Annotated in this window: 22 protein-coding genes; 14 read left to right on the top strand and 8 right to left on the bottom strand. The window is 59.7% G+C overall.

Going from position 1 to position 26,574, the window contains the following annotated elements:
* Positions 1-88 precede the first annotated feature (88 nt).
* Both ICM05_RS03820 and ICM05_RS03815 read left to right on the top strand, forming a co-directional pair.
* A complete protein-coding gene (locus tag ICM05_RS03820) occupies positions 89-1,405 on the top strand; it encodes an MFS transporter (protein ID WP_188023263.1) in 1,317 nt (438 codons plus the stop codon).
* A complete protein-coding gene (locus ICM05_RS03815) occupies positions 1,402-3,060 on the top strand; it encodes an amidohydrolase (protein WP_188023262.1) in 1,659 nt (552 codons plus the stop codon). The genes ICM05_RS03820 and ICM05_RS03815 overlap by 4 nt, the downstream gene beginning before the upstream one ends.
* A gap of 73 nt (positions 3,061-3,133) precedes the next feature.
* Here the strand turns inward: ICM05_RS03815 and hisD are convergent, their stop codons facing one another.
* Complete coding sequence (gene hisD, locus ICM05_RS03810; protein ID WP_188023261.1) at positions 3,134-4,450, bottom strand: histidinol dehydrogenase; 1,317 nt, start codon at positions 4,448-4,450, stop codon at positions 3,134-3,136.
* A 71-nt stretch (positions 4,451-4,521) separates the two neighbouring features.
* Here hisD and ICM05_RS03805 point away from each other — a divergent pair, with 71 nt between their 5' ends.
* The gene (locus ICM05_RS03805) at positions 4,522-5,433 is read left to right on the top strand and encodes a LysR family transcriptional regulator (RefSeq protein WP_188023260.1); all 912 of its coding nucleotides are present in this window, start codon (positions 4,522-4,524) and stop codon (positions 5,431-5,433) included.
* A 75-nt stretch (positions 5,434-5,508) separates the two neighbouring features.
* On the opposite strand, the gene ICM05_RS03800 is transcribed toward ICM05_RS03805, so the two are convergent.
* From ICM05_RS03800 to ICM05_RS03790, 3 genes are read right to left on the bottom strand one after another with little or no spacing between them, the layout of a single operon-like run.
* Positions 5,509-6,393 carry an amino acid ABC transporter ATP-binding protein gene (locus ICM05_RS03800; RefSeq protein WP_370566763.1) on the bottom strand — a complete coding sequence of 295 codons (885 nt, stop codon included), beginning with the start codon at positions 6,391-6,393 and terminating at the stop codon, positions 5,509-5,511.
* Positions 6,386-7,039: an amino acid ABC transporter permease gene (locus tag ICM05_RS03795; protein ID WP_188023259.1), complete on the bottom strand. Its 654-nt coding sequence runs from the start codon at positions 7,037-7,039 to the stop codon at positions 6,386-6,388. Before ICM05_RS03795 ends, ICM05_RS03800 begins: the two co-directional genes overlap by 8 nt.
* Positions 7,040-7,098: 59 nt before the next feature.
* On the bottom strand, positions 7,099-7,911 hold the full coding sequence (locus ICM05_RS03790; RefSeq protein WP_188023258.1) for an ABC transporter substrate-binding protein: 813 nt from the start codon (positions 7,909-7,911) through the stop codon (positions 7,099-7,101).
* Between the two features lie 186 nt (positions 7,912-8,097).
* Between ICM05_RS03790 and ICM05_RS03785 the strand changes: the two genes are divergently transcribed.
* Complete coding sequence (locus tag ICM05_RS03785) at positions 8,098-8,454, top strand: DUF2200 domain-containing protein (protein ID WP_188023257.1); 357 nt, start codon at positions 8,098-8,100, stop codon at positions 8,452-8,454.
* A 61-nt stretch (positions 8,455-8,515) separates the two neighbouring features.
* On the opposite strand, the gene ICM05_RS03780 is transcribed toward ICM05_RS03785, so the two are convergent.
* Positions 8,516-10,864 carry an amidohydrolase family protein gene (locus ICM05_RS03780; RefSeq protein WP_188023256.1) on the bottom strand — a complete coding sequence of 783 codons (2,349 nt, stop codon included), beginning with the start codon at positions 10,862-10,864 and terminating at the stop codon, positions 8,516-8,518.
* Positions 10,865-11,109: 245 nt separating this feature from the next.
* Between ICM05_RS03780 and ICM05_RS03775 the strand changes: the two genes are divergently transcribed.
* From ICM05_RS03775 to ICM05_RS03750, 6 genes are all read left to right on the top strand, one after another.
* On the top strand, positions 11,110-12,159 hold the full coding sequence (locus tag ICM05_RS03775) for an ABC transporter ATP-binding protein (RefSeq protein WP_353055814.1): 1,050 nt from the start codon (positions 11,110-11,112) through the stop codon (positions 12,157-12,159).
* On the top strand, positions 12,159-13,136 hold the full coding sequence (locus tag ICM05_RS03770) for an ABC transporter permease (RefSeq protein WP_188023254.1): 978 nt from the start codon (positions 12,159-12,161) through the stop codon (positions 13,134-13,136). The genes ICM05_RS03775 and ICM05_RS03770 overlap by 1 nt, the downstream gene beginning before the upstream one ends.
* Complete coding sequence (locus ICM05_RS03765) at positions 13,133-13,969, top strand: ABC transporter permease (protein WP_188023253.1); 837 nt, start codon at positions 13,133-13,135, stop codon at positions 13,967-13,969. Before ICM05_RS03770 ends, ICM05_RS03765 begins: the two co-directional genes overlap by 4 nt.
* Positions 13,962-15,074 carry an extracellular solute-binding protein gene (locus ICM05_RS03760; protein WP_188023252.1) on the top strand — a complete coding sequence of 371 codons (1,113 nt, stop codon included), beginning with the start codon at positions 13,962-13,964 and terminating at the stop codon, positions 15,072-15,074. The genes ICM05_RS03765 and ICM05_RS03760 overlap by 8 nt, the downstream gene beginning before the upstream one ends.
* Before the next feature lie 170 nt (positions 15,075-15,244).
* Positions 15,245-18,238, top strand: a complete 2,994-nt coding sequence (locus ICM05_RS03755) for a putative Ig domain-containing protein (RefSeq protein WP_188023251.1) — start codon at positions 15,245-15,247, stop codon at positions 18,236-18,238.
* 104 nt (positions 18,239-18,342) lie between these two features.
* Positions 18,343-19,248, top strand: a complete 906-nt coding sequence (locus ICM05_RS03750) for a hypothetical protein (protein WP_188023250.1) — start codon at positions 18,343-18,345, stop codon at positions 19,246-19,248.
* Between the two features lie 58 nt (positions 19,249-19,306).
* Here ICM05_RS03750 and ICM05_RS03745 read toward each other — a convergent pair whose 3' ends face one another.
* Complete coding sequence (locus tag ICM05_RS03745; RefSeq protein WP_215401734.1) at positions 19,307-20,224, bottom strand: carbonic anhydrase; 918 nt, start codon at positions 20,222-20,224, stop codon at positions 19,307-19,309.
* A gap of 169 nt (positions 20,225-20,393) precedes the next feature.
* Positions 20,394-22,226 (bottom strand): alkaline phosphatase family protein, encoded by a 1,833-nt coding sequence (locus tag ICM05_RS03740; protein ID WP_188023249.1) that lies wholly within the window; start codon positions 22,224-22,226, stop codon positions 20,394-20,396.
* A 434-nt stretch (positions 22,227-22,660) separates the two neighbouring features.
* On the opposite strand from ICM05_RS03740, the gene ICM05_RS03735 reads away from it, so the two are divergent.
* From ICM05_RS03735 to ICM05_RS03720, 4 genes are all read left to right on the top strand, one after another.
* The gene (locus ICM05_RS03735; RefSeq protein WP_188023248.1) at positions 22,661-23,650 is read left to right on the top strand and encodes a metal ABC transporter substrate-binding protein; all 990 of its coding nucleotides are present in this window, start codon (positions 22,661-22,663) and stop codon (positions 23,648-23,650) included.
* Positions 23,647-24,390, top strand: coding sequence for a metal ABC transporter ATP-binding protein (locus ICM05_RS03730; protein ID WP_188023247.1), 744 nt, complete (start codon positions 23,647-23,649; stop codon positions 24,388-24,390). The genes ICM05_RS03735 and ICM05_RS03730 overlap by 4 nt, the downstream gene beginning before the upstream one ends.
* Entirely contained in the window at positions 24,387-25,277 is an 891-nt protein-coding gene (locus ICM05_RS03725) for a metal ABC transporter permease (RefSeq protein WP_188023246.1), read from the top strand. Before ICM05_RS03730 ends, ICM05_RS03725 begins: the two co-directional genes overlap by 4 nt.
* Positions 25,278-25,438: 161 nt before the next feature.
* Positions 25,439-26,032 (top strand): PACE efflux transporter, encoded by a 594-nt coding sequence (locus tag ICM05_RS03720; RefSeq protein ID WP_188023245.1) that lies wholly within the window; start codon positions 25,439-25,441, stop codon positions 26,030-26,032.
* A 90-nt stretch (positions 26,033-26,122) separates the two neighbouring features.
* On the opposite strand, the gene ICM05_RS03715 is transcribed toward ICM05_RS03720, so the two are convergent.
* Positions 26,123-26,536, bottom strand: coding sequence for a hypothetical protein (locus tag ICM05_RS03715; RefSeq protein WP_188023244.1), 414 nt, complete (start codon positions 26,534-26,536; stop codon positions 26,123-26,125).
* Between the last annotated feature and the right edge of the window lie 38 nt (positions 26,537-26,574).

Here is a 26,574-nt window from a genome sequence, read left to right as displayed (position 1 = left end):
GCACCACCAACGCTCACCTCCCACGCAATTCACGATGCGCGACTCCGTCGTCGCGCAGGCTCTACCCCAACGAAGAGGAAGACCGAGAATGTCCCGACCCACATCCGGCGTAGCTCGCGCCGGTGCTCCCACAATGGGTGCGCTCATCACCACCTGGGTGTTTGCGCTCCTGCCAGCAAACCTAGTTCCCTCGATTGTTGAAAAGCTCGTCTACGAACTGGGCGTATCGGTGACGGCCGCCGGGTTCGTCGCTACCGGTATGACCCTCGCGAACGCCGCCGCGGTGCTACTGACTCGTCGCGCGGTGCAGCGAGGAAATCGCGTGGTCATCGCGCGGATCGGTCTCGCGATCATGATGCTCGCGTTCCTGTCCGGCGCAATTTGGCCGGTCGCAAACGTCAGCATGGTCGCCCTGATTGCTGGCGGCATCGGCTCCGGCTTTGTGATCTCGGCAGCGACTGCCGCAGTCTCGGCGACACCCGATCCTGACCGATCGACCACAATTGTCATGATCGTCAACCGTTTCGTTGTCGCGGTCGCCTTCCTGACGATCCCACTCGTTGGCGGCGGCGTGCGCGAGCTGTTCCTTATCCTCGCGATCCCTGGCATCCTCGGCTTCATTGGTGCGCACTGGCTTCCTCGCGTTCCTGAGGCGACCGCCGCGATTGACGTCGTTGGTACCGCGGCGACTGCTGCGGCAGCCGGTGATGCAGCACCCCACGCTCCCGGTTCGCTCGGTGCCGAGGGCGACTCCGTCGCCGAGGCAGTGGACGCGAGCGAGGGGCGGATCCGCCGAATCGGGTGGCTCCTCGCCCTTGGCTTCGGCGCTTGGTCGATCACCGATGATGGCGTCTATGGGCTCGTTGGCGTGATTGTTGGCGAGAGCGACATGCAGGTTTCAGACAGCTTCGTGCCTATGATCTTTGCGCTCTCCGTATTCTGCGGGCTTGCTGGTGCGCTCGTGGCGCCGTTCATGCACCGGTGGTTCGGACGCACCGCAACGCTCATCGGATTGCTCAGTGTCAGCGCGATCGCAAAGCTCGGCCTCATGACGCTCGCGACCCCCGTCATGTATGCGACCTCGAGTGCCGTATGGGGCTTCGTGTTCGGCGCAATGCTGCCGCTCATCTTCGGACTTGCGGCGTCGCTGTCGCGTGACGGCGGCGTGAGTGTGCTCGTCAATGGTGTTTACATCTTCGGTGTCGCCCTTGGCCCACTTGTGTCGACACAGTTGTTTGACCGCGCAGGCTCAGGCGTGCTTGCAACCGTCATGACGACGATCGCGGTCGTGAGCGGCGCCCTCATTATCTACGCTTCGCGCTTCGCTGAGCAGCACCAGAAGCAGACCACCGCATCACCCACTGACGCTGCGCAGGCAGCTGTATCGAATGGAGTTCAGGCATGATCCGCACACTCATTACCAACGCCACCGCATTTCTCGGCGGTACTCCGGTCGAAGGTCGAGGCGTGCTCATCGCCGATGGCAAGATCGTCGCGGTCGGCGACTCGGCCGCGATTGCCGCACTGCCAGATGCGGTCGGCGCCGAGCACATCGATGCGCGGGGCGGCCTGTTGCATGCGAGCTTCGCTGACGCCCACGTGCACGCGGTCTTTGGCGGCGTTGAACTTGGACGCTGCGAGCTGAGCGACTGTGACAACGCTGAAGAGACACTCGCGCGCATCGCAGAATACGCGTCAGCGCACGACGGTGAGTGGATCCTTGGCGGCGGCTGGAGCATGTCGCACTTCGAGGGTGGCGCTCCGACGCGCGAAGCGCTCGACGCGATCGTGAGCGACCGACCGGCGTTCCTCATCAACGCGGATCACCACGGTGCCTGGGCGAACTCGCGTGCGTTCGAGCTGGCTGGCATCGACGCGAATACGCCGGATCCCGCTGACGGTCGCTTCGAGCGGCACGAAGACGGTACCCCGAGCGGCACTATGCATGAGGGCGCCCAGGAACTCTTCTCGCATGTGTTGCCCCCGACCACGATCGAGGAATGCCGCGCTGGCCTGCTGCGTGGGCAGGAACTTCTGCACGGCTACGGAATCACCGCCTGGCAGGAAGCGATTCTGGGCGCATACGCGGGATACCCCGACGTCACCCCTGCTTACACCGCGGAAATGGCAGACAGGGTAGACGCTGATGTCTCCGGCGCGCTCTGGGTGACTCGTGACCTATCGAACCCTGAATCGCCCGTCGACGCCGACGCGATCGTCGCGGACTTCGAGCGCCGACGCGCTGAGGCCGCCGCACACGGCTTCAACACGAGCACTGCCAAGATCATGGTCGATGGTGTGGCAGAGAACCTCACTGCCGCGATGAACGAGCCGTATGTTGATGGCTGTGACTGCGGCGGCGGATCCGCCAATCGCGGCCTCGCATACTTCAGCGCCGAAGACCTCAAGGTGCTCGTCCCCAAGCTCAACGCGCGCGGATTCAACGCTCACTTCCACGCCATCGGCGATCGCGCAGCTCGTTACGCGCTCGACGCGGTTGCGGCAGTTCCCGCGGCGGATCGTGCCGGGGTGCGCAACCATATCGCGCACCTGCAGGTGGTGGATCCCGCTGACATTCCGCGCTTTGTCGAGCTCGATGTGACCGCCAACTGTCAGGCGCTGTGGGCGGTACTTGAAGCACAGATGGTCGAGCTCACGCTGCCAATTTTGGGCGAAGAACGCGCTGGCTGGCAGTACCCGTTCGGGTCGCTCATGCGTGCCGGGACCGAGCTCGCATTCGGTTCAGACTGGTCAGTCTCGACCCCCGATCCCTGGCAGGCGATGCACGTTGCGGTGAACCGCCGCGCGCCCGGTATCGCTGATTCTGAGCCGCTCCTTCCCAATGAGGCATTGCCCCTCGAGGTCGCCCTCGATGGGTACACTCGTGGTTCGCACTCGCTGCTCGGTACCCCGGGCGGTGCCGGCCACATCACTGCCGGTGCAGTTGCTGACCTTGCGCTCACCGACCGCAACCCGTTCGCGGCGCCCGCGAGCGAGATCTGGCAGACGCGCAACGTACTAACAATGCGTCAGGGGCGGATTGTCGCAGACAACCGCTAACGCCTACACGCAGCGAAGCCCGGGCCATTGCGGTCCGGGCTTCGCCTTGTGATAGTCGAGATGTCAGCGACTCTTAGCTGTTGTAGCGATCGAGTCGCATCTGTGCGGTCGCTTCGTGAGCTGACATGCCCTCCGAAGCTGAGATCGTGATGGTCGCGGGAGCCAAAAGCGGTGTTGCTTCACGCTCAACTCGCTGGAAGGTCAACGGCTTCAGGAAGCGTGCGACCGAGAGACCTGCGCTGTGCTTCGCGCCGCCTGCTGTGGGAAGAGTGTGGTTTGTTCCTGCCATTCCCTTGTCGGAGTAAGCAACGGTGCTCCACTCGCCAAGGAAAACGGAACCGTAGTTTCGTAGATTCTCGTGATACCAAGCATCATCAGAGGTGAGTACTTCAAGGTGCTCTGTTGCCAAGTCATCCATAAGCGCCACGGCGACTTCGCGGGAGTCTGCCACCGTGACAGAACCATAGTCACGCCATGCAGGGCCGCAAATATGAGCAGTGGAAAGCGTTTGAAGCTGGCGTTCCACAGCCTCAATGACGGCACGGCCGTGCGCCTCATTAGTCGTAACAAGCGCTGCCGGAGAATTCGGGCCGTGTTCTGCCTGGCCAAGCAAATCAGCGGCAACGAGCTCAGGGTCGGCAGTTTCATCTGCGAGTACCGCAACCTCAGACGGGCCTGCAAGCAGGTCAATGGCAACCTGCCCGAATAGCTGGCGCTTTGCTTCAGCCACGAAGGCGTTTCCGGCACCAACAAGCATATCTACGGGGAGTTCGTCGATGAGTCCATATGCCATAGCTGCGAGAGCCTGAACGCCGCCCAACAGGAAGATGCGATCAGCGCCAGAGACCTTTGCTGTGTAGAGGACGGCGTCGTTCGCTAGGCCAGAAGGCTGGGGAGGCGTACACGCGATCACCTGTGGAACGCCTGCCGCCTTTGCAACACCAACTGTCATGAATGCGCTCGCGGTGAGGGGGAAACGGCCTGCAGGCATGTAAGCGCCAACCCGGCCAACAGGTATGTACTTCACCCCTGTGTGCAGTCCTGGCGCGAGCTCAACTTCGAAGTCGCGAAGGCTGGCACGTTGGTGGCGGGCGAAAGCCTGGGTGCGCTCTGCGCCAAGGTCGATCGCTTCGCGAAGCTCACGGGGAATTCGATCGCCACTGGTTGCGATGGTCTTGTCAGAGATTTCGAAATCTGAGCCCTGCCAGTTATCGAGGGACTTTGCATAGTCGCGAACAGCATCTAGGCCACGACGTTCAATGTCGAGGAGCATGCTCGAGACCTTTGCGACGACCTCCGGGTCGCGCTGTGCTGCTGGCACATCGAGGGGAGTCTTCAAACGGGTGAAATGACCGGCGTACTTGTCAAGAATAGGCTGAGTGAACTTCATGATCTGATGCTAGAAAGTGGTTGAGCCTAATACAACGTGGCAACTAGCTCTACATCCCATAGGATCAAGCTATGACACTTACGCAGCTGCGGGCATTCGTATATTCAGTTGATGGTGGATCCTTCACTGCCGCAGCTGCCAGACTCGAAGTCTCGCAGCCCACAGTCTCAGCATTGATTCGGAAGTTGGAAGAGCATCACAAGATGTCCCTCTTTATCCGTACTGGAAGAAAACTGATGCTCACAGCCGCTGGGCAGGAGCTTTTGGGGTGGGCGCGGCAGATTGTTGAATCTTCAGAGCGCGCAGATGAAGCACTTGTTGAGATGCGGGGTGCCCGTCGCGGATCGATTTCGATCGGTGTGCTCCGCAACGCAAATTTTTACTTCCTCCCTGACATGGTGGAGGAGTTTCACCGTAGTCATCCCGAAGTGCAGGTAAGACTTTTCGGCCAAAACTCGTACGAGGTTGTCGAGGGCGTACGTGAAGGCAAGCTCGAAGCTGGGATCGTGGTGTTGCCGGTGCCGGATGAGGAACTCGAAGTTTTTCCGTTGATCAGAGACGAAGTCCTGTGGGCCAGCAGTAACCCTGAACACGTAACGATGCCGGTGAGCGTCGAAGATATTGCAAGTAAGAAGATCGTGCTTTATGACGCAAGTTATAGCTGGAATGATCCAACGAGGCGTCAGCTCAGTGAACGTGCACAGCGACTCGGCCTGCGGTTGCAGCCACAGTTTGAGGTTGAGTACCTGGAAGCAGCGCTGGAGTTGGTGCGACGGGGTGTGGGCGACACCATGGTGTCGCACGCTGTCACCCAAAGTAAAAGCTTTCCGACAGGCATCTACGTTGCCCCGTTCGAACAACCGCTTTATGACACCATCGCGGTAATTCGGAGGAGGAATAGCGTGCTATCGCCGGTGGTTTTAGAGCTCATTGACTTAGTCAGCGCGATTCTGAAGAAGCGCGTCGCGAAGCCACGTGACTAGCCAAACCGAACTGCGTGCTTTAGCGCTTTAGCCCGTTGGCCAGAGCGCTAAAGCACGCAAGATAAGGGTCAGAGCCTAGACGCCGTCCTCATCCTCCAACGGAATGACTCCTACGACCTCTGTCTCCGGAGTGTCTAGGAGGCCTGAGCGTCGGAGCAAGGCGCGGGTCTTCGTGTGCTTTGGGAACCCGAAAATCTCGCTCGGTGGACCCTGTTCGACGATTTGGCCGTTGTCCATCACGATGACTCGATCAGCGATCTCCTGTGCAAATTGCATCTCGTGAGTAACGATCATCATGGTCGTACCGGTGCTAGCGATTCTCTTAATGACAGAAAGTACCTCGCCGACGAGCTCTGGGTCGAGTGCAGAGGTTGGCTCGTCAAAAAGCATGACGCTTGGTTCCATGGCCATCGCTCGCGCGATAGCCACACGTTGTTTCTGGCCGCCAGAGAGCCGTGAAGGGTAGTTCTCCATGCGATCTGCAAGGCCGACGAGCTCGAGTGCAGGGACGGCTAGGTTGAGTGCGTCGGCTTTAGAGAGCTTCTTAACGTCTCGGAGAGGCGCTATTACGTTTTCCAGCGCGGTCTTATTCATGAAGAGATTGAAGTGCTGGAACACCATCGCGATGTCTTGTCGCTTGCGCGCCGTGTCTTTCGCTGATTCCGCAACCAATTTTCCATCACTTCGTCGGTAGCCGACGAGATGATCGTTGACGAGGATCTCGCCGCTGTCGATGACCTCGAGCTTGTTGATGCAACGAAGCAACGTTGATTTTCCGGAACCGCTCGAACCGATGAGAACCACCACTTCTCCGGGGCTCACTTCGAGATCAACGCCTTTCAGAACTTCAAGTGTTTTACGGGTGGAGGCGCGTCCAACGAGACGTTGCCAGAGTGTCGGCTTTTCCCCAATTTGGAAGCTCTTATGGACGTTTTGGATGCTGATGACCGAATTAGGCACGAGCGCGGACCTTTCGTTCGAGCACAATAACTAGACGAGAGAGCGGGAGCGACAGCGCGAGATAGAGCAAAGCCGCAGCCGTATAAATTTCAACGGTTTGGAAAGTCTGGGCGTTCAAAGTGTTGGCAGTCTTGAGGATCTCAGAGACCGCAATGACCGAAGTGAGGGCGGTGTCTTTCACCATTGCGATGAAGTAGTTGCCGATCGGTCCAAGCGCCACCTTAAATGATTGCGGAATAACAATCTTCCACAGTGTTTTTGTTGGAGTGTAGCCGAGCGAAAGCGCAGCCTCTGTCTGGCCAGAGTCGATCGCAAGGATGGAAGTTCGGTACACCTCAGAAAGGTACGCGGCATAGTTCAAACCCAGGCCCACTATGCCTGCCGCTATGGGGTCAAGCGAGATACCGACGGTTGGGAGCACGAAGTAGATATACACGAGCTGAACGAGCAACGGGGTGCCGCGTAGTACTTCAACGTAGATTGTTGCAATTGCGCGCAGAATCTTGCTTTGTGAAAGACGCGCCAGTGCTACGAGCAAACCCAGTACGAGAGCAAGAATCATCGCCCCGATTGCGAGCTGAGCGACGACTGGAATCGCTCGAATGAGTGATGGGAAAACGCTAAAGACGCTTTCAAGGAACTCCATAATGGACCTTTCAAATGTTTGAGCGGGGTCCGTTTATAGGGACCCCGCTCAAACGGCGATTATTCTGCTGCGTTATCTTCGGTCAGTCCGTACTTCTTGAGAATCTCAAGGTACTTGGGCGTAGCCTTCAAATCCACAAGAGCGCCGTTGAGCTCGTCAAGCAGCTTCTTGCTGTCATCATCCTGCCGGAATGCGGCAGCGATCGTTCCGGGGAAGTAAGGCTCGTAGGGGGTGACGAGCTTGACCTTCGGGTTCGGGTTCTGCTCGAGGCTCCAAGCGACGACTGCCTGGTCTGTAAACGCGGCGTCCACCTGGCCGTTGGCGACTGCCTGGAGCATGTTCGCTTGTGAGTCGTACATCTTGATGTTGCCTTCGCTGGTCAGCGATTGCGCGATCTCGAGGTGAGTGGTTCCTGTCATGACGCCGATCGTCTTGTCCTTCGCGTCTTCGCGGTTTTTTAGAGTTGAATCTGCAGGGACAAGCATGCCTTCGCCCTGGTAATACCAGGTGTCAGAGAACGCAAGCGTTTTCTTGCGTTCGTCGGTTACGTATAGCCCATCAGCAATGAAGTCCGCTTTTTTCGAAAGAACAGTCTGTGGCATCGTGGCAAAGTCTGTAACTACAACCTCGATATCCCAATCGAGCTGCTCAGCCATGGCATTGAGCATGTCACCGTCGATGCCAGTCAGTTCACCTGTCGCATCATCGACGAAGGAGAAAGGGGCATCATTGGAAGTGACAATTGTGACAGTACGCTGACCACCGTCTTCAGTGGCGGCGTCGCTGTCCTTTGGGGCTGAGCTGCATCCGCTCAAAGTCAGAAGTGCCGCTGCAAAAGCGGCAATTAGAGCAGTCTTTTTACGAGTGATCATTGTCTTTGTATCCCTTGTTCAATACCCGCGTCATTGCTGGCACTTTCAAACAGTCTCGGGAAACTCAGGAAGCCGCGCAAGCCGAGGGCGGTCTATAGCAACCATAGGTTTGAGCTATACCATTGAGCCTTGTGTCGCGAAGTCGGCTAGAGTTCCGATTACGAGTTCGCTGCGTACAATCTGGGTATGGCTGGACATCGTATTTACAAGCTCGCATTCTCAGACCTGTACCCGAATTACACGGCGAAGGCTGAGCGGAAGGGTCGCACCGCAGCTGAGGTCGATGAGATCATCTGCTGGTTGACGGGCTATTCGCAGGCACAGCTGGCTGAGCTGATTGCCCCAGGAAACGAGACAAACCTGGAAGAGTTCTTTGACGAGGCTCCCAAGCTGAACGAGGCACGTTCGGCAATCAAGGGCGTCATTTGCGGTGTGCGGATCGAAGAGATCGAAGATCCGCTCATGCGTGAGATCCGCTACCTCGACAAGCTCATCGATGAGCTCGCAAAGGGGAAAGCGATGGAGAAGATCCTGCGAGCGTAAGCAGCAACGACGAATGCTGGGGTGCCCGTGCGGGAACGCAGGACACCCCAGCACGCGTTCGTTAGGCGGTGAAGACCACCTCGCCGTTGACCACGGTGGCGACGTTCGTGGTCTGCCAGATGTCAGCGGGTTCGCCGGCAAACGGATCTCGGTCTGCAAGTGCGAGATCTGCCGGTGCCCCGACAGCGATCCGCCCACCGCCAAAGCCCAAGAGCTCGTTTGAGCCGCGGGTGTAGGCCTGCAAGATCGATGCGAGCGTCAGCGCCTCCTCCGGGATCAGCGGCGCCATGTCCGTGACTCCAGGTTCCTGTCGATTCACTGCGACGTGCATGCCCAGCCACGGGTTGGGTGTCGACACTGGCCAGTCGGAACCGCACGCGAGGGGCGTGCCCGAAAGCTCGAGTGAGCGGAACAAATACTGGTGCTGTGAGCGCTCTTCGCCAAGCAGCGGACGGGTGAGATCGAGGAATTGCTGATCCTGCGCAGCCCACAGCGGTTGCAGGTTTGCAGTCACGCCCAGGCGCGCGAACCGGGGGATCTCAACCGGATCAATGATCTGCAGGTGAGCAATGTGGTTCTGACGTGCTGCACGAATTTCTGCGGGCACCGCCTCGAGTGCATCGAGTGCGTACCTCACAGCACGATCGCCGATGGCGTGGAAATGCGCGTTGAAACCGCGCTCGTTGAGGAGCGGGACGAGCTCAAACAGTTCATCGCGTGAGAAGTACGCGAGGCCTGCTTCACCGGTGCAGGAGCACTCGGCCTCATACGGTTCATTCATTGCGGCAGTCTCGTTCTCCGGGACACCGTCCACCATGATTTTGGCGGTGTTCAGAATGAGGCCATCGCGTGAGTAGAGATCGCGCCGACGTTCGAGATCCGCCACAAATTCGGGAATGGTCATGCCGTCAAAATCTCGCGACACCCACAGGGCGCCGCTTGCGCGGCCACGGAGCTCACCGCGCTCAAGCAGCTCAACATACGCGGGAGTGAAATCGGTATACCCTGCGTAGTCGCCAAGGATCGCTTCCTGCCACCCAATCACGCCGGCTTCGAACAGTGCCTGTTCGCCTGCGAGCAACCCAGCGCAGAGTTCGGCTGCAGTGGTTTCTGGCGCTGCACGGCCCACGAGTTCAGCGGCGCCCTCCTGCAAGGTGCCGTTGGGGGTGCCGTCTGCGTCGCGTTCAATCCGACCATCAACCGGGTCGGGAGTCTCTGCCGTGATGCCTGCGATATCCAAGGCGAGCGTGTTTGCCCAGGCTCCGTGGTGGTCGGCATTGATGAGGTACACGGGGCGGTCTGGCACGATGCGGTCGAGATCTTCGCGACGCGGCAGCCCACCAGGGAAGTGTGGCATGCGCCAGCCACCGCCAAGAATCCACGGCAGGTCTGGGTGCTCTGCAGCGTATTCCGCGATCTTCGCATACACCTCATCAGCATTTGCGCAGCCCGTGAGATCGCATCGCAGTCGTTCGATACCGCCAATTGTGGTGTGTACGTGAGCGTCGACGAACCCAGGCGTGAGGAGGCCGCCATTGGCATTGATGACCTGCGGTGGAACGTCGGCTGCTGCCCACTGCGTGGCGAGCTCTTCGCCCCCAAGTGCGGTGATCTGGCTATCAGCGATAGCCACTGCTGACTCTTCGAGGAAGGCGCCGTCGGACCAGATTTTGGCCCCGTGAATAACAAGTTGTGGTTGGGGTGACATAGTGCTCCTTTGCGACTGTGAATTTTCAAGACTGAACATGTTGATGTACCTGCGCAGCAGGCTCAAGTAAGCGGCTTCTGCCACCTGTCGCTGGGGCAGACTCGTGCGCGTGGCCCGCGCGAGTAGGGGAGCGCCGTGCCCCGCAGCGATGGAAGACTCGAGCATTCGATCTTCAACATTCCACTCCAGAGCGAATCCCAGTGCCAAATGTTCGAGCCCGACGAGCGCGTCGAACGCGCGGTCCAGATCCCAGCCGCCCTGTACGAGCGCCCGTAGGAAGGTTTCGTACATCTGGATCGTCTGGCGGTCGTGAACAGGAGTGGTTGTCAGCGCCTCGATGGTGTTGGGGTGGCGGGAGAACGCACGATAATACGAGACGCCAAACGACCAGATTGCCTCGGTCGGGGCAAGCTCGAGGATTCCAGGGTCGTGGATCTCCGCAACAACGATCTTGCGGACGAGGTCGACGACACCGAGCTGACCATTGACATGGTGATACAGGGAAGGGGTTTTCACTCCCAAACGACGAGCAACGGCGGCCATCGTACAAGATGACCACTCAGACTCGTCAATGATTTCCAGTGCGGTGCGGGCGATGAGATCTTCACTAAGTACGGGCCGACGAGGGCGCCCGGTACGACGGGGCGGAGGCGTCGGTGAATCGGGCGCAGGCCCGTTCTGCTCCGCTAATCCGTCAATCATGAAATACCGCCTCATTGCGTTTCGGAATGTCTCGGCTTGGTAAAGCTCGATAACTGGGTGTTGCGAATCTAATCTAATCCCATTAGCTTTGGGCACCACAAGGGGATGCAATGGCGCATTCCCTCTGAGAATAAAGAGGCGCCTGTATGACTACGCCCATTCCTGCTCCTTCCGTCCCTCAGCGATCACAATCGAATCGACCCCCAACTGGGCAACTGAGGATCTCGCACGCTCGTAAGACGTTCGTGACCCCTGAAAAGACGCACGTCAACGCGATTGATGACGTGTCATTTACTATCGAACCCGGCGAATTCTTCGTCATGCTGGGCCCGTCGGGTTGCGGTAAAACGACGCTGTTGCGTTCGATTGCCGGCCTCGAAACCCTCGATGACGGTGAGATCATGTTGGGCGACCAGCGGATCGATGAGCTCGCACCCCACGCACGGCCAGTCAATACGGTGTTCCAGTCGTACGCGCTCTTCCCGCACCTCTCGGTATCGGAAAATATTGCGTTCGGCCTTGAAATGGAACGGCTTCCGAAGGCAGAGATCCGCGCACGGGTCGATGAAATGCTCGCCCTCGTGCAGCTTTCTGAGATGGCGAATCGCAAGCCAGATCAACTCTCAGGTGGTCAGCAGCAGCGCGTCGCACTGGCACGGGCGCTTGCGAAACAACCACAGGTACTCCTGCTCGATGAGCCGCTTGCTGCCCTCGACCTGAAGCTTCGCCGCGGGATGCAGTCTGAGCTCAAGCGATTGCAACGAACGACCGGCATCACCTTCGTGTTCGTCACGCATGACCAAGAAGAAGCGCTCAGCATGGGCGACCGAATCGCGGTGTTCAATAACGGTCGACCAGAGCAGATCGGAACACCTGAGGAAATCTACGAGCGTCCCGCGAGCAGGTTCGTCGCTGACTTTATTGGCGAAACCAACTTTGTCGCCACCTCGGTCGTTGACGAGTCAGCTGAGTCATTGACGGTGCAGCTGCCTGGGGGAGTTCCCGTGCAGCTGAGCCAGCGGGTCTCGGCGCCTGGCGGGCGAGTCACGCTCACGATTCGACCGGAACGCATTCATTTCGACCCTGTCGGCGTGCAGTTCGCCACCGGGCGAGTGAGCAAACTCGTCTACATGGGTACCGACCTGCGGGTGACGGTCGAGCTCGCTGACGGCACCGAGCTTGCTGTGCGTGTGCCACCTCCCTTCGCTGACACGATCAGGCCCGAAGCCGAACTTCCGTTGTTTGCGCCTGTTGAGGCCCTGCGACCGCTCGCCCCAGAATCGACGGTGGCGTAATGTCTCGGCTCAGCACGAGGCCGCCACGACCGGTCGCGGATCGCACCGGCGTCAATCTGGTGCCGCTCGCTGAGCGCCGTGCACCCGAACGTAAGCCCGGCAGAATTCCGTGGTTCGGTGTGGTGCCTGCGCTCATCGTCGCTGCCCTCTTCACCATTGGTCCGCTCGTCATCATTGTGATGTTCTCGTTCATGTCTCGCCCGCCCCAGGGCGGTGGCGTGGTGTACGAGTTCTCGCTCGAGCCCTATATGAACTTCCTGTTCCAGTCGGACTTCGTGGGCAATACGCAGTTTGATCCGCGCTATCTCAAGGTCTTTGGTGACTCACTCCTGCAGGCGGCCATTACTACCGCCGTGTGTTTGGTCCTGTCCTTCCCGATTGCGCTCTGGATCGCAACGCGTTCCGCAAAACTGCAGAACGTGTTGGTGCTCCTCATCACGATTCCGTTCTGGACAAACTTGCTCGTACGCACCTACGCGTGGATGTTGATCTTGAACGACAACGGCATCGTGAACAAGGGGCTGCAGGGGATGGGGCTGCCAAAACTTGAGCTGCTGTACACCCCGCTCGCGTCACAGCTCGGCCTCATCTATACGTTCTTGCCATTTATGGTGCTGCCGATCTACTCTTCACTCGCCGGATTCGATTTCAGACTGGCGGAGGCCGCATACGACCTCGGTGCCAAGAAAACCACGGTGATGCGGCGGATCATTCTGCCGCTCGCCGTCCCCGGAGTCATCTCGGGTGTGCTGTTGGTGTTCATGCCAGCGTTCGGCTCGTACGTTCAACCGGTATTGCTCGGCGGTGGAAACGTCTTGCTCATCGGTAACCTCATCGCGTCCCAGTTTGGTGATGCGAGGAACTGGCCGTTTGGCGCGGCACTGTCAGTTGTCATTCTCATCATGCTCATGATCGCGTTGCTCGCTGTTGCGCTGTACTCGCGGAAGTCGGGCAAGAAGGTGGAGATCACGCTATGAGTACCAGCACTCCTGCCGTCCGGCCCAAGAAGCCGGCGCGCGCGTTGCGTCTTCGGGACTTTCCCGGGGTGGCACCCGTCGCGATCTTCGGCATTGTTTTCCTGTACATCCCCATTCTCATTACGACGATTTATGCGTTTAACGATGGCGATTCAGCGTTGGTCTGGAAGGGCTTTAGCGCGCGCTGGTTTGGGGAGGTTGCGCAGAACGCAAACCTCATGAGCGCGGTGTGGGTGTCGCTGCAGATTGCAGTGGTCGCGACCATCATTGCCACGACCTTTGCCATTCTGTTCGCGATCGCTGTTGAACAGCTTCGGGCCAAGTTCTCTGGTGTGGCAATTGCGATCATTTCTGCGCCGCTCGTCGTGCCAGAGATTGTGCTCGCGGTTGCGACGCTGGGGTTCATCCGACTCATTGGGCTGCAGCCAGGCATGCTTGCGCTCATTCTGGCGCACACATCGTTCTGTATTCCGTTCGCGCTCATGCCGGTTCGTGCGCGGCTGAAGGGTCTCGGCACGACGTATTTTGAGGCGGCAACGGACTTGGGCGCCTCAGCGTGGCAGACCTTCCGGCGGATCACCCTGCCCCTCCTAGTGCCAGGCATCATCTCCGGAGCGATCCTGTCGTTCGTGATCTCGCTTGACGACTTCATCATCTCCAACTTCCTCTCGGCCGCGGGGGCGACACCGCTGCCGGTATTCCTCTTCAGCCTGATTCGGCGTGGAGCGAGCCCGGCGGTCAACGTCGTGGCCACGCTGCTGCTGGTTCTGGCAATCGTCGTTACGACCATCACATTCCTGCAGTCCCAACGAAGGAGCAAGCAACATGCGTAAACACGTCACGGGGCGACGAATCGCCCAAACCCTCGCAGTTACTGCGGTAAGTGCGCTCGCACTCACCGCGTGTGGCGGCGGCGTCAGTGACTCGGGCAGCAGCGACGGAGCTGCATCGACCGAGTACACCGAAGCGACAAGTGGAGAGGTGAACCTCTACACCTGGAGCGACTACTACCCAGAAGAACTCGTGAAGAAGTTCACCGCCGACACTGGCATCAAGCTCAACGTCGACTACTTTGACTCGAACGAAAGCCTGGAAGCGAAGCTGCGTGCGTCGGACGGCGCCGGGTATGACGTAGTCGTGCCAAGCGACTACATGGTTGAGATCTTGAAGAACGATGGACTCCTGCTGGAGTTCGATGCAACCTCACTGCCGAACGGTGGGAACATCGATCCTGCGTTCATGGACGTGTACTTTGATCAGGACCGTAAGTTCTCGACTCCGTACCTGTATGGCACGACCTCCTTCGCCTACGACACCGACGTGATCAAGGAAGATCTGGATTCGTGGGCTGACTACTTCAACCCACCGGCTTCGGCGGGCAAGGTCGGCATCATGAACGATCAGTCTGAGGTCATCAACTCGGCGCTACGCGTTACCGGTGGCGACTTCTGCACCACTGACGGGCCCGAGCTCCAGGCTGCGCAGGACCTGCTCGTCGGGTTCAAGCCACGTGTCGGCACGATCAACAGTGATGGCATCTTCGAGCGTCTGGCGAATGGCGAGCAGTCGATGGCAATGATCTGGAACGGTGCAGCTCACCGTGCGATCCAGGAACGCCCGAGCATCAAGTTTGTCTATCCGACTGAGGGCATTGCGCTGTGGCAGGACAACTTTGCGATTCCCTCGGGTGCAAAGAATGTCGACCAGGCAAAGACCTTCCTCAACTGGATGCTTGACCCCGAGAACATGGCAGTCGCGGTGAACTTCCAGGCCTACAACTCAGGCGTTACTGGCACCGAAGAGCTCATGAGCGAAGAGTTGCGCAACAGCCCGGCAATCAATCTTCCAGAGGGATACGACCTGGCGAAGCCGGTCCAGCCCTGCAACAACGAGGAGATGACGAACTACACGAAGATCTTCGAGACCTTCAAGGGCTAACGCGGGACTTCGTGCCTTCTGACGCACGCCTGACTACCTAGAAATGAGCGGCGCACCCGAAGACACGCATGAACCGGCTGAGGCGGGGTTGGCAAAAAGTTGCCAACCCCGCCTCTGTATTGGAAAACGGGCATACGATCTTCCTTGTTCCGAAACTTCAAGGAGTTCTCATGCACAGAGTCGACAAGACTCATTCGATTTCGCGCATCAGCAGTAAGGCTGTCGTACGCGCGCTGCTTGCAGGCGCTCTCAGCGCCGGTTTGGCGATCTCGCTGGCGATGATGCCAGCTGGCACTCCCGCGCAGGCTGCAGATGGTGAAGGCCCAGGCGGCTCACTTCAGGTTGGTGTGGCGAATGACCATTTCGCCTCATCTCCGAGTAAAAAATGGAGCATGAAGCCGAGCTCTGCTTACCCCGGAACGGTGCGCATTCAAAGCCTTGACGGCAAGAAGTGTCTTGCGACTCAGGGTGGCAAAAATGACGGCCACGAACACGGTGTGCAGTGGACCGGCTGCAACAATGACGCAAGCAAGTCTTGGGTGGTCGAGCCGCTTGCAATTGGTGCCGATTCTGAGGACCTCAACGATCAGACCGACAGCACGACGTGGGAAGCGAATGGCGGCAGTGCCACCAGCAAACCACGGTTTGTGCTTCGGAGCTGGAAGTACCCCAAGCACTGCTTGTTCAGCACCGGCAATGGTTTTGACGGTGGAACCGAAAAGAACGCCAACAATCGGACACGTGGTGTCACCCCCAATTGCGGTGGCGCAGAGGCCAACACCAATCCGGAGATGCAGTTCTCCGTCATGAACGACAATGCAAACCATACCGAGTGGTCCTACCTGCAGGAACGCATGGTCCTTGGCGCGGTCGCCTTTCAGTCGCGGCCGAAATCAAGCACATTCGCCGGAAAGAATCTCTGGGCCCGACCGCTCGACAAAGAGATGAAATTCGTCGGTAACCGTGCGGAAGCAACCGAGGACGGGTATTTCCTGCCTGAAGCTATCGTGCTCGATCCGGCGAAGCAAGCAACGGTGTACAACACCAACAGTCTCAGCCTCGATTGCATTGCCAATGACTGGTCGATGGGCGTGAGCAACAAGGGTGACGGAACCATCACCGAGACCGTGACCGTTGAGAAGCAGCGTGCACATGAGTTTACGGTCGGAGTCGGCATTGAGGGTTCCTATGAGGCTGAGAACAAGGCCACTGGCTCAAAAGTCGGTGTGAAGGTCAACGGCCAGTTCCAGTACGCCCACTCACGTTCAACGACCGTATCGCGCAGCATCGCGATGACGGTCGGACCGAAGCTGTGGGGCTCAAGCGTATTCACGCTTCCGTCCGTCAATGCGTACGCGAACTGGAAGACGGGTGCTGCACTCGGCCGAGTATGGTACTTCAACGGACCGCTCACGGTCGCAGTAGGTACGAGCGACGGCACCATCGTTCCGAACGGTGCGTTCGTTACCTCGCGCGCGGAAAAGTCCTGCAAGGCGATGCCTGCGACGATGCTCGAACAAGAGTCAGCTTTCCGCGTCGTGATTCCTGACAATAGAAACGCTCCCCAAGTCGGTGACGTATTGACCGCGGAGACGCACTTTATTCAGCAGACCGGGTCTCCGAAAAACGATGTTCGCTATCAGTGGTATCTCGACGGCAAGCCACTGGCGACGGCAACGGGCGTGGCACACACCGTGACACAAGCAGAAATGGGCAAGTCGATTCACTTCACTGCCTACGAGCACGGTGGTCGTGAGCGCTATGAAAGCGAAGATTTCGAGTCACCCCCGACTCCGGCAGTCGTGAGCGCGGACCTGGCGGTTGCCCCTGGCGAAACGGTCGAACTCGCGACCGCTATTTTTGGGCGCGACTACGAAACCAAGCTCTCTGACACCGAGGCATTTGGCGCGCTCACTGTTGAAGAAGGCGTCGTGCCAGGGCTGGTCTTTGACCGGGCCACCCAGATCTTCAGCGGTGTACCGACTCGAGTGGGTTCGTACACATTCGAGGTGACCGGTGAAAACGAGAAGTCGTTCACTGCGCAGCTCCGTGTCGACCCTGAAGCGACCCTCTTCGCAAACAGTGATGGCTACTCGGTTCGCGCGGGTGCCCCTGTAGACCTTCAAACCGTTGAAGTGTCAGGTACCGACGCGTCATACTCGTTCGAATACCTAGACGCTCAAGGAAATTCGCAGCCGGTTCCCGAGGGCCTTGGGACGCGGGCGGATGCAAGCGGAGCATGGTACGTGACTGGAACTCCGGTCGCTGCTGGCACTTACACACTCCGTGTGACTGAGTCCTCCCCGTATGAGACGTCTGCTGATGCGCCGCAGGATTTCAAGGACTTCAGCCTGCAGATCACTGATGAGCCCATCTTCACTGGTGAGGACGGTGAGGAATTCATGTTGCCGCTTGGCCAGGAATCCTCGACGCAGCTCGCGAACATGGTTCCGGGGAGCGAGCCCCTTGGAATTTCGGGTGTATTGCCCGCGGGCATGACCTTTGACGGTGCTACGGGCACGCTCGCAGGAACACCGGCTACGGCCGGTTCGACGGAGATCACGATTGGTCGCGGTATTGGCGGGCAGTCTCGTGCAGTGAATGAAGCCGAGTCGCGGACATTTAAGATCACTGTGTTTGGTGCGCCTCAGATCGAGCTCACGCGAACTGAAGTCGAGTCGCAGGATGCCCCGATTGTGGTCGGCGAAGACGTCGGCTGGCACGCAACCGCTACCCCGGCAGACAGCACGACCGTGGTCGTGACGGCCGTGGGATCGGACGATCCAGTTGACTGGGCAAGCATGGCGGCCACCGCGGGTGACGAGATCGACATCGACGGCACCCCGACCAAGCCGGGTAAATACGTGCTGACGGTGACCGCTCAGAACGCGGCAGGCGAAAGCGTCGAGAAGTTCCCGTTCACCGTTGTCGCCAAGGATAACGGCGGCGACAACGACGGAAACGGTGGCGACACTGGCGGATCAGGCGAGGCAGACAAGCCCGCCACCGGCTCCGGCAATGAGGCGCAAAATGGCTCAGGCCTGGCCCGCACAGGCTCCAACCTGAACCCGATTTTGCTCGGTTCGGCTGCTGCGATCGCGATTGCAGCCGGTGCGTGGGGAATGATCCGCGCCCGTCGTCGGAATGGTCACGGCGCGAACTAACTGACGCCTGAGCCAGGGGTAATCCTTGCGGCGATTACGTAACGGCCGGAGAATTCTTCGGCCGTTACGTAATTCCGTTGCTACACATGTGTTAATTTTTCTCCGTGGATGAAATGCAGTTTCTCCCGGCCCAGCTGCACCGGGATTATGAAGAAATTGGGCGCCTTGGCCTGCGCCGCTACCCGGAAGATGCTCGCCTGCGCGGCATCGTTGACGGGCTAATTGAGGCAGGGCTTGGGTACCTGCAGGACGAATTCTTCATTCTGCAGCGGCCAGAATACGGCAAGGTTGACTTCCCTGCGGAGTCGTTGCAGCTGCTGCTTTCCTACTACGAGGCCTGGCTGCATGCCGAGGAACTTACCTCCGGTGAACAGGTACTGTACGGTCAGGCTGGGTTCTGGCAGCACTGGTTCAACCTGCTCGTGGAGAACCAAGAGGGCCAGCTCAACATGGACCTCGTGATCCCAGATCTGCCGGAGTTTGACGAGCACAACTGGATGAACGATATGCAGCCAGAGCTCATCCAGAGCATCCTCGCGAGCGGCCGATTCAAGCTGCGACTGATCCTGCCACCGCGCGATGCGGACGGCACGCTCAATACGCTCGCGGAGTACGTCACCGCACTCGGCATCGAGGTGCGTGTGCGCTCCTCGCCGTTCTTGTTTGCGGTGTACAACGGCGCAGCCGCGGTGCTGTCGACCGACGAGGGAGATTCTTCGGAGGAGAGCTACTTCCTCACCCGGCGCACCTCGATCGTCGCGCCCCTGCAGCGCGTGTTTGACGACCACTGGTCGTCTGGCATTCTCTGGGACTCGTATGCCCGCGGCGCCGCAGACGTTCTCAGCCTGATGTCGCTCGGCTGGACCGATGCGCGGATCGCGGAAGCCCTTGGGCTTTCCATGCGCACCGTAAGCCGCCGTGTTGCAGACGCAATGCTTGCGGCTGGCGTTGGCTCGAGGTTTGAGCTCGGCATCAAGTACGCACAGTCGCAGGGGCGGATCACTCCGTAGCGGCGGCCGGCCCCAACTTTTCCCTGTCTGGAGATGCGCGAGGGGTCTGACGCGCGGATCAAGCCAAACCAGCGGCAGCGAGGTGTCCCTCGGCCGCTTCGCGAATAACCGCCGAAAGCTCCGCGTCGGTCATCGGTGCCATCCGGAGGCCAGACTCCCAGCCGCCTGCTCGCATGGACCCGATTGTGCGCTCAGCGAGATCGTAGACGCCATATGCGGCGTCTCGGCCGAGGTTACGGGCGACGACGTTTGCGCCGAGCGCCGAGTTGGCGACTGCGCTCACTGCAATGAGGACTTCGCGCAGCTCGGGGGAGTGTGCCGCGGACAGGAAGGTGGCGTTCCCCGTCACCTGCTGAATTGCGTACGCCGCGAGCCGCACGCTGCCGAAGATCGAGTCGACGATCTCGCGCAGCGGAGCGAGCTGGGCGATTGGCAAGTACATGTCAGGGCTGAGGAGGGCGTCGACCGCAGCTGTGACGGCGCCGCACTGCGAATGACCGATGACGGAGAAGAGCTGCACACGCGACAAGTGCTCAGATGCGTAGTGGAGGCTGCCGAGGCACGCCGCTCCTGGGACATTGCCAGCGACCCGGACGACGAACAGATCGTTCGCGCCGCGGCCAAGCGCGATCTCGATGGGGACGCGCGCATCGGAGCAGCTGAGCACTGCCGCAAACGGCTCTTGGTTGAGAATGCCGTCGTCATCGGAGGTATTCACGAAGCCGAACGCTTCGGGATCGAGGTGCATCTTGATGACGCCGCCGCGTGAACCGAGCGAGCCGAACGCCCGGCTTCCCGCGCTCAGCAGCTCGAGCGCTTCGGCAGGTGTGGCCGCGGCGACTGGGGCGGGACGATCTGACTGCGCGACCCAGTGGATTTGCAGCACGCGCTCCTCTTTTGTGCCCTGCGGCGGCGCTTCGGAGTGGTTTCCGTGCTCGCCGTGGTTTCCGTGCTCGCCGTGCTGTGAGTTGCCCATGACAAGGATCGTAGTCTGCGATGCGCACTTCGGGGAGTCACGGCTTGGTCTCCGGGGCGAGCTCCCAACTTCGCTTCCGTCAGAAATAGTGCCTTCGGGAAGACCGAAACCCAGGGGTTGGTCTTCCCGAAGGCACTTTTTACTACCGGCGGTGAGGCTGGTAGCGGTGTTAGCCGTCCACGTTGGTTCGGCGGATCCGCTGCGCGATCAGCGCACCAGCACCCGCGAGCAGAGCCGTGATGGATCCGCCAATGATCCAGCCCGAGACCGCGTCTGAGCCAGTGTTTGCAAGTGACGCGTCAGTTGAGCCTGCGCCGGGCTTGGCATCGTTCTGTGCTGATCCGCTGCCAGCGCCGCCGGTTCCGCCGTCGGTGTTGTTGCCGTTACCAGGCGTTTCGGTGCCGGGAGTCTCGGGGCCAGGGGTCTCCGGCTCCGGCTCCGGCTCGGGCTCGGGCGTGACTGGCGCATCCGGCTGCGTCACGCGCACCTGGTCGATTGCCCACCACGCGCTGTTCACGCCATCGTACGAGAAGTGCACGCTCATGGTCTTCGGGAGCTTGCCATCAGCATCGCGGGGGAGCGAAATGGTCTCGTTCTCGATCTTGTTGACGGGGTTCTCGCGGGTGCCATCCGAGGGGTACTCGATGAGCTTCTGGCGGGGAATGCCAGACTCAGCATCGAAGTGCAGCCAGACCGCCGCGCCCTGCGGGCCGTCTACGGCGTAGTCGGAGACGAACGAGAGGTCAACGGTGTCTGCGCCGTTGAGTTCATAGGCCGGAGTCTGCAGTGTCGAGTTGAAGTTGCGGCCGCTCTTCGGGTTGACGTCGTCCCACTCGTCAGAGTCAGCGACGGCGAAGACGTTGCGCGAGAACACGTTGTTTTCACGGAACTGGCCGAGCTCAGTGTTTGAGAAGAAATCGTCGGTCATGAACGTCCAACCGCTGTACTCAGGAGCGCCGCCGGTAGGCATCTTCGAGTTGTCAACAGTCCAACCTTCGGGTGCCTGCGAGGTCCAGCCGAGCAGATCGCCGGGACCCTTCTCCTGAACTGCGGGCTGCAGAATCGGGCGGAGCGAGTCGAAGTCGTCGGGGACGATGTCATCAACGTTCAGGCCATCGAGTTCCCATGCGGTGTCAGCGGTGATGCCGTTGTGTGCAAGCACCGTCGGGGCGATGTCGGTAATCTTGACGTCGTCTCGCCAGGAGCCTGCCGCAAATTCGGCGCCCTTCGCGATGACGAAGGTCTTTCGTTCGAGCTTCGACGATCCGCCATGGCCGCCAGTGGGAGTGTGGCCGTGATCTGAGGTGACCACAATGAGCCAGTCCTCCTGGGCGTAGGTCGAGCGTGCCTCGACAGCGCGCACCATCTCACCGATCTGTGCGTCTGCGCGCTCCATCGCGGTGACGTATGCCTGCGAGCTGGACCCGGTGCTGTGGCCGGCGCCGTCCACCTCGTCGAGGTGCACGAAGATGTCGTCAGGGTTGCCGGTGGTGAGGCGATCCACAACGGCAGCGGTGGTGCCGGCATCGTTTCCGCCAGCAACGCGTTCATCGACCGCAGCACCGAAGATGGTCTTGGAGATCGGACCCCAGGTTCCGACGACGAGGCTGTTGCGGTCAGCTGCCGCAGCCTCGGTGCGAGTGAGATAGTCAGGGTACTGCGCGTAGTTCGGCGCGGTGAAGTTGTTGTCGTAGACGTTGTGCTTGTTTGGCCACACGCCCGTGGCGATGGAAGACCATGCCACACCCGAAACGGTCGGACCAAGTGGGCTGCCTGCAAGGTTGCTCGGTGAGGTGAGGCCAGCGGCCTGCAGCGCCTGCACGTTGGGCATATTTGCGTTTGCCATCACATCGAATGAGGCGCCGTCGATGCCGATGACAAGCGTCTTGGTCTTGGGCTCGGTGGTTTCGGCCGCAATGGCTGCAGGGGCGATGCCTGCACAAACGCCAGAGACGCCCAATGCGAATGCGCCGAGTGACGCGGCTACCGTCTTTTTCCGCACGATGTACTGCTCCAAAATGTTGAAGTTGGTGACCGCGGCGAAGGTGCCGCGACGTAGCCCAGTGTGAAGAGAAAAGCGTGCCGAAAAGCGAAAACGCCGGGTGAGCACCAAGCTTTCGCGGGCGCGTTACCTCGCGTTCAGTTGTATAGACAGCGCTTGATATTCAGCTCTAGTGAGGCCTGTATTGACAACTGCGGGCGCGGTGCAGCGGGCGACCTCGCCACTTGGCTCGGGCTACGTGGTGTCCCTGTGTGTCAGTGAAATCGGTAGCACCAGACGCCGTGTGCATTCTCGTTTTGCAGAAATACGAGACTGTTGACTTGCAAGTTCGACACGTCGAACATTAGTGTTGCGTGTGTTGATGTTGATTGGGTGCATGCTCGAACAGATTCCAATTTGAGTGAGCTTGCTGAGTGAATGAGGGCAGTGAAGTGATGTTCAGAAGCCGAAACCGGAACCAGGGCCAAAGCCAAAACCGTCACCTGAGCCGTGGGCGTCGATTAGCGGGTGTGGGCTGCGTACTCGCATTGCTCGTTGGTGGGGTGACCGCGTGCGCAAACATCGATGCCGCTGGTGCTGGCGCTGGCAGCGATGGTGATGATCGTCCAGTCGTCTTGACCACCTTCACGGTGCTTGCAGACGTTGCAGAGAACGTTGCGGGCGAGCATCTTCGGGTTGAGTCGATTACGAAGGTGGGTGCCGAAATTCATGGGTATGAACCCACCCCCGGTGACATTCGGCGGGCGGCGGAGGCGGATCTCATTCTCGACAACGGTATGAATCTCGAAGCCTGGTTCGAGCAGTTTGTGTCAGGTATCGACGTACCGCACGCGGTAGTGAGCGAAGGGATCGATGAGATCGACATTCGTGAAGATGCGTATGCTGGCATGCCGAACCCCCACGCGTGGATGAGTCCGACCAACGTGCAGGTGTATGTGGATAACATGGTTGCGGCGTTCTCGGAACTCGACCCGGCTCACGCGTCGGAGTATGCGGCGAACGCTGCGGCCTACAAGGAAGAGCTGCAGGGCGTGCAAGATGACCTGGTTGCTGCGCTCGCGCCGTTGCCCGAGGAGCAGCGTGCGCTTGTGACCTGCGAGGGGGCATTCTCGTATCTTGCGCGCGATGCTGGACTCGCTGAGCAATACATTTGGGCGGTGAACGCTGAGCAGCAGGCAACCCCGCGCCAGATCGCTGCAACTATTGAGTTTGTTCGTGAGAATGACGTCCCAGCGGTCTTCTGCGAATCGACAGTTTCAGCCGCGCCCATGCAGCGAGTCGTTGAGGCAACAGCGGCAGAGTTTGGCGGTGTCTTGTATGTGGATTCGCTTTCTGAAGCCTCGGGTCCCGTGCCCACGTACCTTGACATGATTCGACACGACGCGAACACCATCGCTGCGGCCCTGACGGGAACAAGCAAGTGAGCGCCGCAGCCATTGCAGTCTCGGGGGTCACCGTGCATTACGGTGAGGTACTCGCGCTCGATAGGGCTGCGCTCGAGATTCAGCCGGGTCGCGTGTGTGGGCTTATCGGTATGAACGGGTCGGGAAAGTCGACGCTGTTTAAGACGATCATGGGAATCGTGCGACCCGATGCTGGCGAAGTGCTCATTCATGGTGAATCACCGGCAAAGGCTCGGAAGCGCGGTGTTGTTGGGTACGTGCCCCAAAGCGAAGCGGTCGACTGGGAGTTCCCGCTCTCGGTGCGAGACGTTGTGATGACTGGCCGGTACGGAAAGATGGGCGTGACGCGACGGCCTCGACCGGCTGATCGCGCTGCGGTCGCGCATGCGCTGGAGCGAGTGGAGCTTACCGAGTTGGCGGATCGGCAGATCGGGCAGCTCTCTGGCGGACAGAAGAAGCGCGCGTTTGTCGCTCGTGGAATCGCGCAGGAGGCGAAGGTCCTGTTGCTGGATGAACCGTTTGCGGGTGTCGACAAGCGGTCGGAAGCCACCATGACGCGGCTGCTCCGGGAACTCGCTGCCGAGGGCGTGACCGTCCTCGTGTCGACCCATGATTTGCATGCGCTTCCAGAGCTTGCGGACGAGGCGTTGCTGCTCATGCGCAAGGTCCTCATGCATGGGGCCCCGGAAGAGGTATTGCGTCCCGAGCAGTTGGCGCGGGCGTTTGGGCTGGATGTCATGCAGCGAGGAGCTGGCGAATGAGTGTGATCGATTTCTTGTCTGAACCTTTTGGGTATGACTTCATGGTGCGGGCGCTGGCGACAACGCTCATTGCGTCAGTGGTGTGTGCGGTGCTTTCGTGCTGGCTGGTGCTGATCGGCTGGTCGCTCATGGGTGATGCTGTGTCGCATGCGGTGCTGCCTGGGGTCGTGCTTGCCTACATTGCTGGCGTACCGTTCGCGATTGGTGCTGTGGTGTTTGGGTTCATCGCAGTGGGGCTGATTGGCGCGGTGCGTGGCACGAGTCGGGTGAAGGAAGATGCGGCGATCGGGATCGTGTTCACGACGCTCTTTGCGCTCGGCCTGGTGTTGATCTCTGTAACCCCGTCGAGTACTGACCTGAACCACATCATCTTTGGCAACCTCCTCGGAGTATCGAGTCAGGATCTCGTGCAGATTCTTGTGCTTGGTGTGCTCGCGCTTGTGGTGCTCGTGGTGAAGCGACGTGATTTCACGCTGTATGCGTTTGATCCAACGCACGCGTATGCAATTGGGTTGAATCCGCGTGTGCTTGGTGCGGTGCTATTGGGGCTGCTTGCGGTCACATCGGTGGTTGCGTTGCAGGCGGTTGGCGTGGTGTTGGTGGTCGCGATGCTGATCATTCCCGGCGCGACGGCCTATCTGCTGACCGACCGTTTCGGGCGGATGCTCATCCTTGCGCCGCTCATTTCTGCGGTGTGTGCGGTGGTGGGGCTGTACGTGAGCTACTACCTCGACACGGCGTCCGGCGGCATGGTGGTGCTTGCGCAGGGAGTGGCGTTTGGGTTGGTATACCTGTTCAGCCCGCGGCACGGTCTTGTGGGGGCGCGGATCCTGGCGAAACGACGGCGCAGAGAGTTGCGGCAGGTGGGAGTAGCCGGGAGCGCCTGACCTGAGGTGGTCTGGGGAAAGAGTAACGCTTCGATTTCAGTCGCCAAATTAGAAATTGACTACTGAATCAGTACCCATATAATGAATTCACCAACGTATACGTGAAAAAGAGGGGCAACGGTTGCCTCCCACGTGGCGTTGCGTCATTTGGAGTGATACTCGTGACCGCCCCAGGCCACACCCCCGGTTTGCCCTCGCAGACCACACCCCCGTCCAATGCTCATGCCATTCCGGCCGAGATTCTTTCTGCAGCAGTGACCGGTCCGATTGCCGCAATCACCGGGGGCATTTCGCTCCCAGCTGCTTCCGCTGGCGTAAAGCCCGCGCGCTTCTTCGGGGGTTCCCCCGTGCTGCGCCGCGTGGTGTTCGTCATCGGGTACGAAGGATTCAGTCTGCTCTTCACGATCTTCGTGCTGGGCATGCTTCTTGGTCATGGCGGAGCCAACTCAACCCTGACCGCGGTGCTGTTGACGCTCACCGCGACCGGCTGGAACTATGTCTGGAACATGATCTTCGAATTCATCGAACGTCGTTCCGGAGTCACCCACCGCGGCCCACTCATGCGTGCGATCCACGCATTCGGCTATGAAGGTGGCGTGCTCATCTTTACTATTCCGCTCGTTGCCATCACCCTTGGCGTGAGCTTGCTCGAAGCGCTCGCTATCGAGTCCAGCCTGCTTGTCTTCTTCCTTGTCTTCACCGTCGTCTATACCTGGGCGTTCGATAAGGTCTGCGGCCTACCCTCCGCTGAATAGTTGTGGGGCGGATCGATCCGCCCATAGTGAAAGCCCCCGTGGTTGCGATCTGCAACCCCGGGGGCTTTTGCTAGTTACCTATTCGCGCCGTTAGTTCCAGGCTACGTGTGAACCGTCTGCCTGGGTGGCCTGCCAGACGTCACCGCACTGCTGAACATCGGTCAGTGCGCCGTCCGCAATGAGCAGGATGCTCGCGGTTGAGTTGGGCGTTGCGTCGCCGGGCTTGCAGCCGTTGGTCATCGCGTCACCCTTCCAGGCAATTCCGAACTCGTCATCGTTTACCTCGACGCGAAGGTCCTTGGTCGCGGGGAAGTCCTTGGGGATGCTGCCAGCGTTCTGCAGATCCCCGAAGAGGGTGTCAGCGTCCTGAAGTGGCGACGTGTCGTTCGTGCCAGTGCTCGTTCCGGTGCCTTCGTCGGTGCTGGTGTTATCAGCGCCGCACCCGGTCAGGAGGAGGGGGATCGCTGCTGCAAGAGCTACTGCGGAGATGAGGGGTGTCTTCATTGGTCTTCCTCTCTTGTGGGACTCCCCAAGGTATGTTT

The sequence above is a fragment of the Leucobacter sp. cx-42 genome, from assembly GCF_014529985.1.
Taxonomy (GTDB): domain Bacteria; phylum Actinomycetota; class Actinomycetes; order Actinomycetales; family Microbacteriaceae; genus Leucobacter.
This window is presented reverse-complemented; position numbering and strand designations above follow the sequence as displayed.